The organism is Vibrio sp. 10N.261.46.E11 (assembly GCF_041472735.1).
Lineage (GTDB): Bacteria > Pseudomonadota > Gammaproteobacteria > Enterobacterales > Vibrionaceae > Vibrio.
The window spans coordinates 51,559-64,010 of sequence record NZ_JBFRQW010000045.1 but is presented as its reverse complement, the minus strand read 5'-3'; the positions used below and the strand labels follow the sequence as shown (position 1 = coordinate 64,010).

General features: G+C 45.2%; 13 protein-coding genes and 1 other RNA gene. 4 read left to right on the top strand and 10 right to left on the bottom strand.

All coding sequences use genetic code 11. The features are described 5' to 3' along the window. Positions 1 to 17: 17 nt before the first annotated feature. The 5 genes from AB4407_RS15170 to rsmI all read right to left on the bottom strand — a co-directional run bounded on the left by AB4407_RS15170 (position 18) and on the right by rsmI (position 4,772). Complete coding sequence (locus AB4407_RS15170) at positions 18 to 1,775, bottom strand: penicillin-binding transpeptidase domain-containing protein (protein WP_009848951.1); 1,758 nt, start codon at positions 1,773 to 1,775, stop codon at positions 18 to 20. After that, entirely contained in the window at positions 1,772 to 2,089 is a 318-nt protein-coding gene (gene ftsL / locus AB4407_RS15165; RefSeq protein ID WP_009848950.1) for a cell division protein FtsL, read from the bottom strand. Before ftsL ends, AB4407_RS15170 begins: the two co-directional genes overlap by 4 nt. Positions 2,090 to 2,092: 3 nt before the next feature. After that, positions 2,093 to 3,043, bottom strand: a complete 951-nt coding sequence (rsmH, locus tag AB4407_RS15160; RefSeq protein WP_009848949.1) for a 16S rRNA (cytosine(1402)-N(4))-methyltransferase RsmH — start codon at positions 3,041 to 3,043, stop codon at positions 2,093 to 2,095. Positions 3,044 to 3,271: 228 nt separating this feature from the next. After that, positions 3,272 to 3,711: RNase P RNA component class A (rnpB, locus tag AB4407_RS15155), an RNA gene on the bottom strand. A gap of 194 nt (positions 3,712 to 3,905) precedes the next feature. After that, complete coding sequence (rsmI, locus tag AB4407_RS15150; RefSeq protein ID WP_048609684.1) at positions 3,906 to 4,772, bottom strand: 16S rRNA (cytidine(1402)-2'-O)-methyltransferase; 867 nt, start codon at positions 4,770 to 4,772, stop codon at positions 3,906 to 3,908. A 61-nt stretch (positions 4,773 to 4,833) separates the two neighbouring features. Between rsmI and AB4407_RS15145 the strand changes: the two genes are divergently transcribed. From AB4407_RS15145 to AB4407_RS15130, 4 genes are read left to right on the top strand one after another with little or no spacing between them, the layout of a single operon-like run. Continuing rightward, entirely contained in the window at positions 4,834 to 6,651 is a 1,818-nt protein-coding gene (locus AB4407_RS15145; RefSeq protein ID WP_372121134.1) for a penicillin-binding protein activator, read from the top strand. Continuing rightward, positions 6,638 to 7,036 carry a YraN family protein gene (locus AB4407_RS15140; RefSeq protein ID WP_372121157.1) on the top strand — a complete coding sequence of 133 codons (399 nt, stop codon included), beginning with the start codon at positions 6,638 to 6,640 and terminating at the stop codon, positions 7,034 to 7,036. Before AB4407_RS15145 ends, AB4407_RS15140 begins: the two co-directional genes overlap by 14 nt. A 2-nt stretch (positions 7,037 to 7,038) precedes the next feature. Continuing rightward, entirely contained in the window at positions 7,039 to 7,629 is a 591-nt protein-coding gene (locus AB4407_RS15135; protein ID WP_004729817.1) for a phosphoheptose isomerase, read from the top strand. A 16-nt stretch (positions 7,630 to 7,645) separates the two neighbouring features. Further along, positions 7,646 to 8,245 carry a BON domain-containing protein gene (locus AB4407_RS15130; protein ID WP_372121133.1) on the top strand — a complete coding sequence of 200 codons (600 nt, stop codon included), beginning with the start codon at positions 7,646 to 7,648 and terminating at the stop codon, positions 8,243 to 8,245. Positions 8,246 to 8,322: 77 nt separating this feature from the next. Here the strand turns inward: AB4407_RS15130 and sspB are convergent, their stop codons facing one another. From sspB to petA, 5 genes are all read right to left on the bottom strand, one after another. Beyond that, complete coding sequence (gene sspB, locus AB4407_RS15125; protein ID WP_139683822.1) at positions 8,323 to 8,817, bottom strand: ClpXP protease specificity-enhancing factor; 495 nt, start codon at positions 8,815 to 8,817, stop codon at positions 8,323 to 8,325. A gap of 6 nt (positions 8,818 to 8,823) precedes the next feature. Continuing rightward, complete coding sequence (sspA, locus tag AB4407_RS15120) at positions 8,824 to 9,459, bottom strand: stringent starvation protein SspA (protein ID WP_009848943.1); 636 nt, start codon at positions 9,457 to 9,459, stop codon at positions 8,824 to 8,826. A gap of 97 nt (positions 9,460 to 9,556) precedes the next feature. Beyond that, a complete protein-coding gene (locus AB4407_RS15115; RefSeq protein ID WP_372121132.1) occupies positions 9,557 to 10,294 on the bottom strand; it encodes a cytochrome c1 in 738 nt (245 codons plus the stop codon). Then, positions 10,291 to 11,556 (bottom strand): cytochrome bc complex cytochrome b subunit, encoded by a 1,266-nt coding sequence (locus AB4407_RS15110; RefSeq protein ID WP_372121131.1) that lies wholly within the window; start codon positions 11,554 to 11,556, stop codon positions 10,291 to 10,293. The genes AB4407_RS15115 and AB4407_RS15110 overlap by 4 nt, the downstream gene beginning before the upstream one ends. Further along, positions 11,556 to 12,146, bottom strand: coding sequence for a ubiquinol-cytochrome c reductase iron-sulfur subunit (gene petA / locus AB4407_RS15105; protein ID WP_017061434.1), 591 nt, complete (start codon positions 12,144 to 12,146; stop codon positions 11,556 to 11,558). Before petA ends, AB4407_RS15110 begins: the two co-directional genes overlap by 1 nt. Between the last annotated feature and the right edge of the window lie 306 nt (positions 12,147 to 12,452).

The window sequence follows — 12,452 nt, the reverse complement described above, 5'->3', positions numbered from 1 at the left end:
TTGAATCCTGATTGGCTCTATTCTTGAAACTTGTTTTCATCAGCAGGGACATTGAGTATTTGCAGTGCCCCCTTCATGATTTCAGAAAAAACGGGGGCAGCAACTGAACCGCCATAGTAAAGGTCACCTTGCGGCTCATTGACTACGACAACCAGAGCGACTCTTGGATCGCTGACTGGAGCAAAACCCGACGTTATAGCAATATACTCATCACTATAGCCACCCGCAGCGGCTTTCCGAGATGTACCCGTTTTTGCCGCAACTCGATAACCCGGAACAGCGGCTCTGGTTGCCGTTCCGCCCTTTTGAGTCACACCTTCTAACATTTGCAATACCATCTCTGCATTTTCACGTTTGATGATCTGCTTTGAGAAGTCTTGGTCGTTGCTTTTAATGATATGAATCGGTTCATACATGCCTTTGTTGGCTAACGTTGCATAAGCATGAGCCAACTGAAGCGGGGTCACAGATAAGCCATAACCAAACGATAGCGTCGCGATTTCGAACTTAGACCAACGGCGACGGTTAGGGAAAATACCACTCGTTTCACCCACGAGATTTAGCCCAGACATTTCGCCTAAACCAACCGAACTGTACATACCAAGCAAGGCTTCAAGTGGCATATCAAGCGCTAATTTCGCCACGCCGATGTTACTTGATTTTTTAAGGATCAAGGCTAAATCAGCCTTGCCCACTTTAGAGGTATCACGTACTCGGCTACCTCCAATTTGCATGATGCCATTACCTGTATCAATAATAGATTTCGCATCAGCTGTACCATTTTCTAATGCGGCGAGCACCACAAAAGGTTTCACTGTTGAGCCAGGCTCCATAGCATCGGTCAGCACGCGGTTTCGCATTTTAAAGCTTTGTAAATCAGAGCGGTTGTTCGGGTTGTAAGACGGTGCATTGACCATGGCTAACACAGCGCCCGTTTTCACATCGAGTAATACTGCAGAGCCTGAGGTCGCTTTATGATCGGCCACCGCTTGCTTAATCGCTCGATAGGCTATCGCCTGCAGTCGTTGATCTATGGTGAGTTCTAGTGGTTTGCCTTCTTCGCGTTCTTCTAACGCAATGTTTTCGACAACGCGTCCGTAGCGGTCTTTACGAATCGTTCGCTTGCCTGCTTCGCCCGTAAGCCATTTATCGTAACTGCGTTCAACCCCTTCCAGGCCGTGCCCATCAATTCCGGTCACACCGATAAGGTGTGCACTGACTTCACCAGCAGGGTAGTAACGTCGAGATTCCGCTTTTAGGCCCACACCCACCAGCTTAAGTTCACGGATATACTTAGCCATCGCAGGGCTAACTTGTCTTTGTAGATAAATAAATCGACGGGATTTATTGCTAGAGATCTTATCGATCATCGATTGTCGCTGTAGGCCAAGTACATCGGCTAACGCATACCAACGATCAATCTGGGCCATACCATTTTTATCGAAAATCGTTTTTGGGTCGGCCCATACTGCTTCAACGGGAACACTCACAGCAAGCGGCTCGCCATTGCGGTCAGAGATAATACCGCGAGCAGAAGGAATAGCCTTAACACGCACTGAGCGAAGATCGCCCTGACGAATTAAGTTATCGGGTTCAATGATTTGGATATAAGCCACACGGCCAACGAGTGCAGCAAAGGCTAGAAACACGAAAGCAATAACAACGTTGAAACGCCATTTAATAAGAATTGGATCCGAATCCTTTTCGCTCTTCACTCGCTCTTTCGTTGATTCATTAACGGTTTTTGCGGGTGTTTTTTCCTTTTTACCGGTCATTTCAGTGTGATCACAACTTCTTTGTCGGAGTCTGGACGTTTCATGTCTAGCTCTCTTTTTGCCGATGCTTGAACGCGGCTGTGTTCTGCTAGCGCCGTCTCTTCAAGCATTAAATTTCGCCACTCATCATCAAGTTGTTCCCGTTCCACCAATGCCATGTCTTTTTGCGTAATCGCCTGACGTGATACATGTGTCGTAAGAACGACCCCCATCGCACTCGCAAAGATGCAGATAAGAAGCCCCAATGGGACTTTGCCCACGGAGATCAAATCAAAAAAGATTATCTTGGCTAAGTTGGGTTTGGAGGTCTTCATTGACTATAGCTTTTCTGCGATTCGTAGTACTGAACTACGCGAACGAGTATTCTCATCCACTTCATCTTTAGAAGGCTTAATTGCTTTACCAATTGGTTTCAGATCGGCACTGCCTAGCGCTTTGATCTGCTCTTCAGTTAGTGGCAGGCCATGTGGTACTTGTGGACCTTGGCTCTCTTTACGGATAAAGCGCTTCACCATGCGGTCTTCAAGTGAATGGAAACTGATAACAGAGATACGACCTTGAGGAGCAAGGATGCTTGCCGCGCCTTTCAGTGCGGTATCGATCTCTTCCAATTCACTGTTAATGTAGATACGGAATGCTTGGAAAGCACGTGTTGCTGGGTGTTTTTTCTCTTTGAAGCTTTTTGGAGCGACATCAGAGATAAGCTTAGCCAGTTGACCAGTGCGCGTTAGCGGTTCGTTCTCTTCATTCTCTTGATAAGCAATGATGCCTTTCGCGATACGACGAGCGTGTTTGTCTTCACCGAACTCACGAATAACCCATGTGATGTCATCAAGATCAGCTTCAACCAACCACTGAGAAACAGGAATGCCGGTTGTTGGATCCATACGCATATCAAGCGGGCCATCTTTCATAAAGCTAAAGCCACGTTCAGCATCATCCAGCTGTGGTGAAGAGACACCTAAATCCAGCAATACGCCATCCACTTGACCGACTAAGTCATAACGCTCTGCATATTCAGCCATACCTGAGAATGGGCCGTGAATAATCGTAAAACGAGGGTCATCAATCTTTTGTGCTTCGGCAATCGCTTGTGGATCGCGGTCGATACTAAAGAGTCTTCCATTCTCGCCCAGTTTAGACAGGATTGTACGGCTGTGACCACCACGGCCAAAAGTACCATCGATATAGGTACCGTCAGGTTTGATCGCAAGTCCGTCAATAGATTCGTTAAGCAATACTGAAATATGTTTGAATGCTTCTGTCATAGTCTTCTCAGTGAATGGATTGAGCCATTAGTTCGGCAATAATATGTTCTATTAACGTTTTAGTTTACTGATTTCACGCCGTATCTCCACCATATTGTGTCTAGCCTTTGGGAATTTTTGCCCCAAGCTCATATCAAGATGATGGATTCTAAGGAAATCTAAATAATTAACGTCAATATAAAGCAAAAAACCCATCACTACCGTTAAGTAATGATGGGTTCTTTATATAGGTGGAGTTGACACATACGCCGGGTTCTGTTCCGCTTGCGCGGCGGTAACCATTCGTCTAGGCCTGCAATCGCTCACAGGCTCAAGCAATCTACCCGCCCCCATACGCGAGCAGCGCAATGCGAGGGCCTATTTGATCTTGCTCCGGGTGGAGTTTACCTTGCTACGAACTGTTGCCAGTCGCACGGTGCGCTCTTACCGCACCCTTTCAGCCTTACCTGTGCCTCTTCCGAAGAAATGAGGCCATCGGCGGTCTTCTCTCTGCTGCACTTGTCGTGGGCTCGCGCCCCCCAGACGTTATCTGGCACCCTGCTCTATGGAGCCCGGACGTTCCTCCCCTCTACCAGTCTCCCGAAGGACTTCAACGTCAGTTTCCCGAAGGACCTCAACGTCAGTCTCCCGAAGGACATCAGCAAAGCAGCGATTACCCGTTCAACTCCGAGGGCGGATTGTATAGAGATTAGTGAGCAGTGTCTAGCGAGATCACAAATATGCTGCAAACCTCTAAGCAACTGCGTGAATTTTACACAATTCAGACAAAAAAGAGGAATGACGGCAATACCATCATTCCTCACAAGCTTTTCAATACAGGTTAGCTACTCTATAAAGAGGTTTCTATTCAACCAAGAGGCATCTAGTTGTCTAGATGCTCTAGGCCCCATTTGTATAAAGCGTTCTTTTTCAAGTTATAGATTTCTGCTGTCATCGCCGCCGCTTTTTTAAGGGGTAATTCTTTGGTTAGGATACCCAGCGTGCGAGTCGCTTCGTCTGGCAGTTCTGTGCTCGCTTCTTCACGATGACCATGAATCAATAACACCATCTCACCGCGCTTACGGTTCGAATCTTCTTCAATCCAATCAATCAGCTCACCCAATGGCAATCCTTGAATAGTTTCGAATGTCTTAGTCAACTCACGCGCCAACACAACTTCGCGGTCTGGGCCTAAGATCTCAAGCATATCTTGTAGAGAATCTGAGATACGGTGCGGTGACTCGTAGAAGATACAGGTGCGTTCTGCCTTTGCGATCTCTAAGAACTTGTCTTTACGACCTTTGCTCTTTGGCGGTAAGAAACCTTCAAAGCTGAAACGATCAGACGGCAAACCAGACGCACTTAGTGCGGTAATCACAGCACAAGCACCAGGAAGTGGCACAACTCTCACACCCGCTTGACGACATTGTGAGACAAGATGGTAACCTGGATCACTAATTAAAGGAGTACCCGCATCAGAGACTAATGCGATAGACTGACCTTCTAATAACCTTTCGACTAGAACTTGTGCTTTAGTTTGTTCATTATGATCATGTAAAGCGAACGTTCTGGTTGATATATTGAAGTGAGCAAGCAGCTTACCCGTGTGGCGTGTGTCTTCGGCTGCAATAACATCGACACTTGATAAAATTTCAATTGCTCTTTGAGTGATATCTCCCAAATTTCCGATTGGGGTTGGCACAATGTAGAGAGTTGGGCTCTCTGTGAGCAAGGTTTTGTTATCTGTCATTTGTTTACCATCACTTCAACGATTAATATAGATACAAATTTATACGGAATTTAAAGAACTCATGGCAACGATGAACCATAAGAGACTCAGTGTACCACGCTTACTAACTCCAATTGCATTAGCAATTACATTGGCGGCTTGTTCTTCAGGTCCTCAAACACCAACGAGCGTAGATATTACACTAGATCCAGTGCAATCAACTGAAAGTTACATGATGCAGGCGGATAGTAGCAAAGGAAGTCTACAAAACGACTGGTTAATTATGGCACTTAAGGCTTCTGTGCAAGCTGGAAAAACCGACCAAGCGACTCTGCTTATCAAACGCTTAGCAAAACAAGAGCTGAGCGAAACGCAACAAGCGGAATGGCAATTAGCGCGCGCTCAACTGCTAGTGAACAACTCGCAGCCGCAGCAAGCTTATAGCCAACTGAACTTCCAGCCTTGGTGGAAACTTCCGAACGAGCAGTGGAAAGATTATCACGAGCTACGCGCGAACATTTCTGAAATGCAAAGCGAGTATTTTGAGGCGAGCCGCGAGTTAGTTCTTTATTCAGAATATCTAGACGCTGACGACGAGCTCCAACAGCAAGCTGCTGACCGTATTTGGCAGAACCTGAATAGCTACTCTCAATACGAGATTCTAGAACTGAAAACATCGCCGACAGAAGATGTGCTTTCAGGTTGGTTGCAACTGGCTATCTACATGAAGACGCTGAATTCGAACCTTCCAAACCTGCAGGAAACCCTGTCTGATTGGCTAGCTGAGAATCCTCAGCACCCAGCAGCGACATATACACCTCAGGCGATCACGGACATCTTAGCGCTAGAGATCAGCAAGCCAACCAGCACTGCACTATTACTGCCTCTAACCGGCAAGTACGGCAAGCAAGCACAACTTGTGCGTGATGGTTTCATCTTTGCGATGATGAATGACAAAGAGCGCGAAGAAGATGCAACGCTGACGGTAATGGATACCAACCTGCAAAGTGCGGCTGAGATTAAAGCGACACTGGAAGAGAACAACGTTGATTTCATCGTTGGCCCGCTGATTAAGAGCAACATCACTAAGCTTCAGCAAGCGCAGAAAAACCACGAGAACTCGATTCCAGCATTAGCTCTTAATATTCCAACTCAGCTAGAACCAGATACTAATATTTGTTATTTCGCTTTATCGCCAGAACAAGAAGTCGCTCAAGCAGCGAAGCATCTTTTTGCTCAAGGCTACAAGTACCCGCTTATCCTTGCTCCAAAAGGACGTTTAGGTGATCGCGTTGAACAAGCGTTTAAAGAAGAGTGGCAAAAATACAGCAACAACGACGTTGCAATCAGCTTCTTCTCTGACAAACGCCAACTGCAGCGTAATGTGAATCAGATTTTCGGTTTACAAGAGAGCCAACAACGCATCGCTCAAATGGATGGTCTGCTTAACCTTGACCTAGAAACTGAGCCGCGCAGCCGTCGTGATATCGACTCTGTCTACATTGTGGCGAAGAACTCAGAACTCACACTGATCAAGCCTTTCATTGAAGTCGCAATTAACCCTGATGCTAGCCAACCTGCACTGTTTTCAAACTCACGCAGCAACAGCGGTGACAAGCAATATGAAGACCTAACGGGTGTTTTCTACAGTGATATCCCGCTATTAGTCGAGAGTAAAAACGAGCTAAACAAAGAACTTAATGACCTATGGCCTTCATACTCGAACAGCCAAAAGCGTCTACAAGCTCTAGGAATGGATGCATACTATCTAATGGATGCACTACCACAGATGAAAGCCGTACAAGATTACAGCATTACCGGTGAAACCGGCGTATTAACCATCGACAACAACTGTGTTGTTCAACGTGAAATCAGCTGGGCAGAGCATGGGGCTTTTTAGCCGTAAGTTCCTATCCAAGTCAACAATCACCCACAAACAAGTGGGTGATAAATACGAGACCGTGGCAAAGAATTATTTAATTCGACACGGTTTATCGTTAATTGAAGAAAACTTCATAGCAAAGTGTGGCGAAATTGATCTTATAATGCGCCATAACAAAACAGTTGTGTTTGCTGAGGTAAAATACCGCAAGCAAACCCGCTACGGACATGCCGCTGAAATGGTGACTGCCAAAAAGTCACAAAGGCTACTCAAAACAGCCAATATTTGGCTTATGCAGCAAGGCTTGTCGGTACACTCTACAGATTACAGGTTTGATATCGTTGCCATTGAAGGGCCGAATGACAATATCGACTGGATTCAAAACGCGATTACCCAAGGATAAACATGCTAGACAGCATCAAAGAAAGTTTTACAGAAAGTATTCAAATCCAAATTGCGGCGGCTGAAGCACTGCCAGACGCAATCACGCATGCCGCTCAAGCAATGGTTGCAACCTTGCTTAATGGAAACAAGATTCTTTGTTGTGGTAATGGTGGTTCGGCGTCGAATGCTCAGCAATTTGTATCTTGCCTACTTAATCGCTTTGAAACCGAGCGCCCTAGCCTTCCAGCAATGGCTCTCACTGCTGACAACACTACGTTAACGGCTGTCGCTAACGACTACCACTATGAAGAGATCTTCTCTAAGCAGGTACGTGCGTTTGGTCAAACTGGTGATATTTTACTGGCTATATCTACTAGTGGTAACAGTAAAAATATCATCAAAGCAATGGAAGCTGCGGTAACACGTGACATGACAATCATCGCCTTTACAGGTAAAGATGGTGGTGAAATGGCTGGCCTGCTTGGTGAGCACGATGTAGAAATTCGCATCCCTTCACACCGTACAGCACGTATCCACGAAGTACATATGGTGACACTACATTGCTTATGTGACCTAATCGATCAAGTACTCTTTCCAGCTCACGAAGAGTGATATACGGAGCATCACGATGAAATCATTAACTTCTATGAAGCTGCTTAAGCTGATTAGTGTTTCGCTACTTACACTGTCGTTATCTGGTTGTGCTGGTCTTTTCATTGCTGGTGCAGCAACTACTGCAAATCTAGTCACAGATACACGAACCACCAAAGAGATTTGGAGCGACAACAATATCGAATTTGAAGTTGCAGCTATGACCAATAAACCGCCATTTCGCGGCAACGTCAGTATCACAGCAAGCTCTTACCGCGGTTCAGTCGTACTGATGGGGCAAGCAACAACAGATTCTGAACGTCGTGCCTTTGAAAGCCAAGCTAAAGCAGTAACGGGAGTTGAAAGTATACACAACCAGATCCGAGTGAAAGAGCCATTATCTGTTAGTGATATCAGTAAAGACAGTTGGATTACCACTAAAGTGAAGTCTGCCCTACTTGCCAAATCTGAGCTTAACGGCATCAAAGTCAAAGTCATTACAGAAGACTCAGAAGTATTTCTGCTTGGATTAGTTTCTCGAGAACACGCAGATATCGCGACAGAAGTTGCGCGTAATATCTCTGGTGTGAAGCAGGTGATTCGAGCGTTTGAATATGGAAATGAGTCTAGCGACTAAAAATCAGTAAGCACAAAAATAAAAAGCAGCGATAAATCGCTGCTTTTTTTGTATTTGGAGTTATTTAAAAAATAACGCTATTTGATAACACGAAGACTTGGGCGACCTTTCGCTGGACGAGATGGCTCAGGTTCTGAGTCAGACTCTTCAGCATCTACGTCTGCTGTTGCAACACTCAAAGATGGGCCTTTTTCTGGTTCTTCAAAAGGACTTTCTTCAATTCCTTCTTCAAACGCTTCCATGTAAGCCTCTTCAGGTTCAAACATGGTGCCAGCACCATTCTCACGAGCATAAATAGCCTGTACTGCGTATAGCGGAACGATCACAGAGTGTGGACGACCACTAAAGCGAGCACTAAACGTCACAGCTTCGTTACCCAGTTCAAGTTGCCCAACCGCACGAGGCGCGATGTTCAGAATGATCTGACCATCTTGAACAAACTCTTCTGGAACTCTCACACCCGGTAATGTTGCTTCAACAACAAGATGAGGAGTCAATTCGTTATCAACCAGCCATTCATAAAATGCACGAAGCATGTATGGTCGGCGTGGAGTCATATTTGAAATATCCATAAACGCTTAGCGAACGAGTCGCATCTCACGCTCAGCTTCTGTTAGAGAAGCTAGGAATGAATCACGTTCGAATACGCGATTCATGTAAATCTTAAGTTCTTTAGAGCCAGGACCAATTAGTTCGATACCAAGCTCAGGTAAACGCCATAGTAGCGGAGCTAGATAACAATCAATTAGGCTAAACTCTTCGCTCATGAAGTATTCATACTCAGCGAAGATAGGTGCAAGAGTTAGTAGGTCGTTGCGTAATTTCACGCGAGCTGCTTCAGATTCTTCAGCGTTGCCTTTAACGATCTTCTCTGCAACTGAATACCAGTTACGCTCAATTCGGTACATCATTAGACGACTGTTACCACGAGCAACCGGGTATACAGGCATTAATGGTGGATGAGGGAAACGCTCATCTAGGTATTCCATGATGATCTTAGAGTCATATAGAGCAAGCTCACGATCAACAAGAGTAGGTACTGATTTGTACGGGTTCAGTTCAACAAGCTCTGCTGGTAGATTTTTTTCATCAACCAACTCAACTTCAACACTTACGCCTTTTTCAGCAAGAACAATGCGCACCTGATGGCTATACATATCAGAAGCACTTGAGAAAAGAGTCATTACAGAACGTTTATTGGCAGCTACAGCCATGGAGCCCTCCAGTACACTTTAAATAAAAACAATGGAGGCCTAAAGCCTCCATTGAACATTAACATAATTTGGGAATTAGCGCGGTATTATAGCATAATTAGTGTACATCACGCCAATACTCTTTCTTCAGCAAAATTACAATGATAGTGAAGATGACTAAGAAGGCCATTACCCACCAACCCATCGCATGACGCTCAAGTTGAACAGGGTCGCCCGAGTAAACCAAAAAGTTAACAAGGTCACGAACGGCTTCGTCGTATTCGCCAGCACTTAATTCGCCAGAGCCGTCAGTTTCAGTACCAACAACAGTTGTGACTTCCTCGCCATCAACCATATGAGTATCGTAAATTGGCGTTGGGATGCCTTGCAATTCTTCAAGAACGTGCGGCATACCTACACTTGGGAAAACAATGTTGTTCACGCCAAACGGACGAGATGGATCTTCATAGAAAGTACGAAGGTACGTGTATAGCCAATCTGCGCCACGAACACGAGCAACCAAAGTTAGATCAGGTGGTGGAGCACCAAACCAACTTGCCGCTTGTTCAGAAGGCATTGCATTAACCATCAAGCTACCGATTTTCGCTTCTGGGTCGAAAATCAGGTTTTCCTTCATTAGATCAACAGGGATCTCTAAATCATTCGCAACACGCTCATAACGCTGGTACTGCGTAGAGTGACAAGCGAAACAGTAGTTCATGAACATCTTAGCGCCATTTTGCAATGAAGCTTTATCTGTTAAATCATTATTCGCTTTATCTAATGGTACGTTTGCACCCGCTGCCATCGCCAATGACGGCAACATAGCAAATAAAATTACAATCCACTTTTTCATTTGAATGTCACCCTTTCTGGTAATGGTTTCGTCGCTTCATTTTTACTGTAGAACCACAGCAGAACGAAGAACATGAAGTAACCTAAGCTAAATATTTGAGCTAATAGCGTGTATGTTGGCGTTGCTGGAAGCGCACCAAGGACACCAAGCGCAATAAAGCTTATTGTGAATTGGATGATATTAATCAAATGCAGTTTGCTACGGTAACGGTAAGAGCGCACTTTACAACGGTCGAACCATGGCAGTAGGAATAGCACTACAATAGATGCACCCATTGCTACTACACCTAGCAGCTTATCAGGAACAGCACGAAGTACAGCGTAGAACGGCGTGAAGTACCAAACTGGAGCAATATGCTCAGGTGTTTTCAGCGGGTTTGCAGCTTCAAAGTTAGGCGGCTCAAGGAAGTATCCCCCCATCTCTGGGTTAAAGAACAGCACATAACAGAACAAGAATAGGAAACCAGCAACACCTACCATGTCTTTTACCGTCCCGTATGGGTGGAAAGGAATAGAGTCGATGATGTCGTATTTCTTAGTGTAATCCTTATGGAATGGGAACTGAGTTTTGTAGTCGTCGCCCATTGTGCCTTTCGGAAGCTTAGTCTCGATGCCGTCAGGGTTGTTCGAACCCACTTCGTGCAGAGCTAGTACGTGAAGTACGATAAGCAGCAGAAGAACAATTGGTAGTGCGATAACGTGCAGTGCGAAGAAACGGTTCAGCGTTGCACCAGAGATGATGTAGTCACCACGGATCCAAAGCGTTAGGTCATCACCGATAACAGGGATCGCACCAAACAGAGAAATGATTACCTGAGCACCCCAGTAAGACATTTGACCCCATGGTAGTAAGTAACCCATGAAAGCCTCAGCCATAAGCACTAAGAAGATCAACATACCGAAGATCCAAAGTAGCTCACGAGGTTTTTGGTAAGAACCGTAAATTAGGCCACGGAACATATGCAGGTAGATAACAACGAAGAATGCCGAAGCACCCGTTGAGTGCATGTAACGCAGTAGCCACCCGTATTCCACATCACGCATGATGTATTCAACAGAAGCAAATGCGCCATCGCCAGATGGCACGTAGTTCATTGTTAGCCAAATACCTGTAAGGATTTGGTTAACCAGAACCAACATCGCTAAAGAACCAAAAAGGTACCAAAAGTTAAAATTCTTAGGCATTGGGTATTCAGATAAATGCTTCTTGTAAGCATTCATCGCGGGTAGACGTTTCTCTACCCAATCAAGCAATCCTTGCATTACGCGTCTCCCTCGTCCACACCGATCATGATCTTAGTGTCACTCAAATACATATGCTTTGGTACAACAAGATTCAATGGAGCTGGTACGCCTTGGAATACTCGACCTGCCATATCAAACTTTGAACCATGGCAAGGACAGAAGAAACCAGACTTAACACCCTGAACTTGTTCTGCAAAAGAATCTGGCAGGTAAGTTGGAGAACAACCTAAGTGCGTACAGAAACCAACAGCAACGAAGAATTCCGGCTTAATTGAACGGAATTCGTTCTGTGCGTATTCAGGTTGTTGTTCAGCTTCAGATTGAGGGTCACGAAGTTGACCACCAATAGACTTTAGGTTTTCTAATACCGATTCAGCACGGCGTACAACCCATACAGGTTTACCTTGCCACTCGACACGAACCATTTGTCCCGGTTCCAACTTACTGACTTCCACTTCTACCGGCGCGCCCGCAGCTTTCGCCTTGGCACTCGGATTCCATGATTTAATAAAAGGCACGGCTACAGCAGCAGCTCCTAAACCACCAACAACGGCTGTTGTTGCGGTTAAGAAACGCCTGCGACCGTTATTTAAAGGCGCGTTGCTCATCCAAACATTCTCCCATTTGCTCCTTATGGATTGAAATAATTCCGAATAAAGAGCATGGCTAACAAAATATGTATTTAGTTCTATTTATTGACGGCAAATGATAAATAAAACCCTACTTTTTGACAAGATAAAGCTACCTTTTTGTAACAATCATGAGGCAAAGCGCACATTGGGTTACAAAAGCTTTCAAAATATAAGAATTTGGAAATAAAACGAGGGAGGGAAAGCGTTTAGAAGGGGTATAAAAACAAAAAGCCCGGCATATAGCCGAGCTTTGAACCACAATTCCAGTCGAAAAACTGGGAG

Excerpts from the sequence above, each read along its gene's own strand:
- AB4407_RS15170 (WP_009848951.1), bottom strand. The coding sequence starts at position 1,775 with ATGACCGGTAAAAAGGAAAAAACACCCGCAAAAACCGTTAATGAATCA.
- ftsL (WP_009848950.1), bottom strand. The coding sequence starts at position 2,089 with ATGAAGACCTCCAAACCCAACTTAGCCAAGATAATCTTTTTTGATTTG.
- rsmH (WP_009848949.1), bottom strand. The coding sequence starts at position 3,043 with ATGACAGAAGCATTCAAACATATTTCAGTATTGCTTAACGAATCTATT.
- rsmI (WP_048609684.1), bottom strand. The coding sequence starts at position 4,772 with ATGACAGATAACAAAACCTTGCTCACAGAGAGCCCAACTCTCTACATT.
- AB4407_RS15145 (WP_372121134.1), top strand. The coding sequence starts at position 4,834 with ATGGCAACGATGAACCATAAGAGACTCAGTGTACCACGCTTACTAACT.
- AB4407_RS15140 (WP_372121157.1), top strand. The coding sequence starts at position 6,638 with ATGGGGCTTTTTAGCCGTAAGTTCCTATCCAAGTCAACAATCACCCAC.
- AB4407_RS15135 (WP_004729817.1), top strand. The coding sequence starts at position 7,039 with ATGCTAGACAGCATCAAAGAAAGTTTTACAGAAAGTATTCAAATCCAA.
- AB4407_RS15130 (WP_372121133.1), top strand. The coding sequence starts at position 7,646 with ATGAAATCATTAACTTCTATGAAGCTGCTTAAGCTGATTAGTGTTTCG.
- sspB (WP_139683822.1), bottom strand. The coding sequence starts at position 8,817 with ATGGATATTTCAAATATGACTCCACGCCGACCATACATGCTTCGTGCA.
- sspA (WP_009848943.1), bottom strand. The coding sequence starts at position 9,459 with ATGGCTGTAGCTGCCAATAAACGTTCTGTAATGACTCTTTTCTCAAGT.
- AB4407_RS15115 (WP_372121132.1), bottom strand. The coding sequence starts at position 10,294 with ATGAAAAAGTGGATTGTAATTTTATTTGCTATGTTGCCGTCATTGGCG.
- AB4407_RS15110 (WP_372121131.1), bottom strand. The coding sequence starts at position 11,556 with ATGCAAGGATTGCTTGATTGGGTAGAGAAACGTCTACCCGCGATGAAT.
- petA (WP_017061434.1), bottom strand. The coding sequence starts at position 12,146 with ATGAGCAACGCGCCTTTAAATAACGGTCGCAGGCGTTTCTTAACCGCA.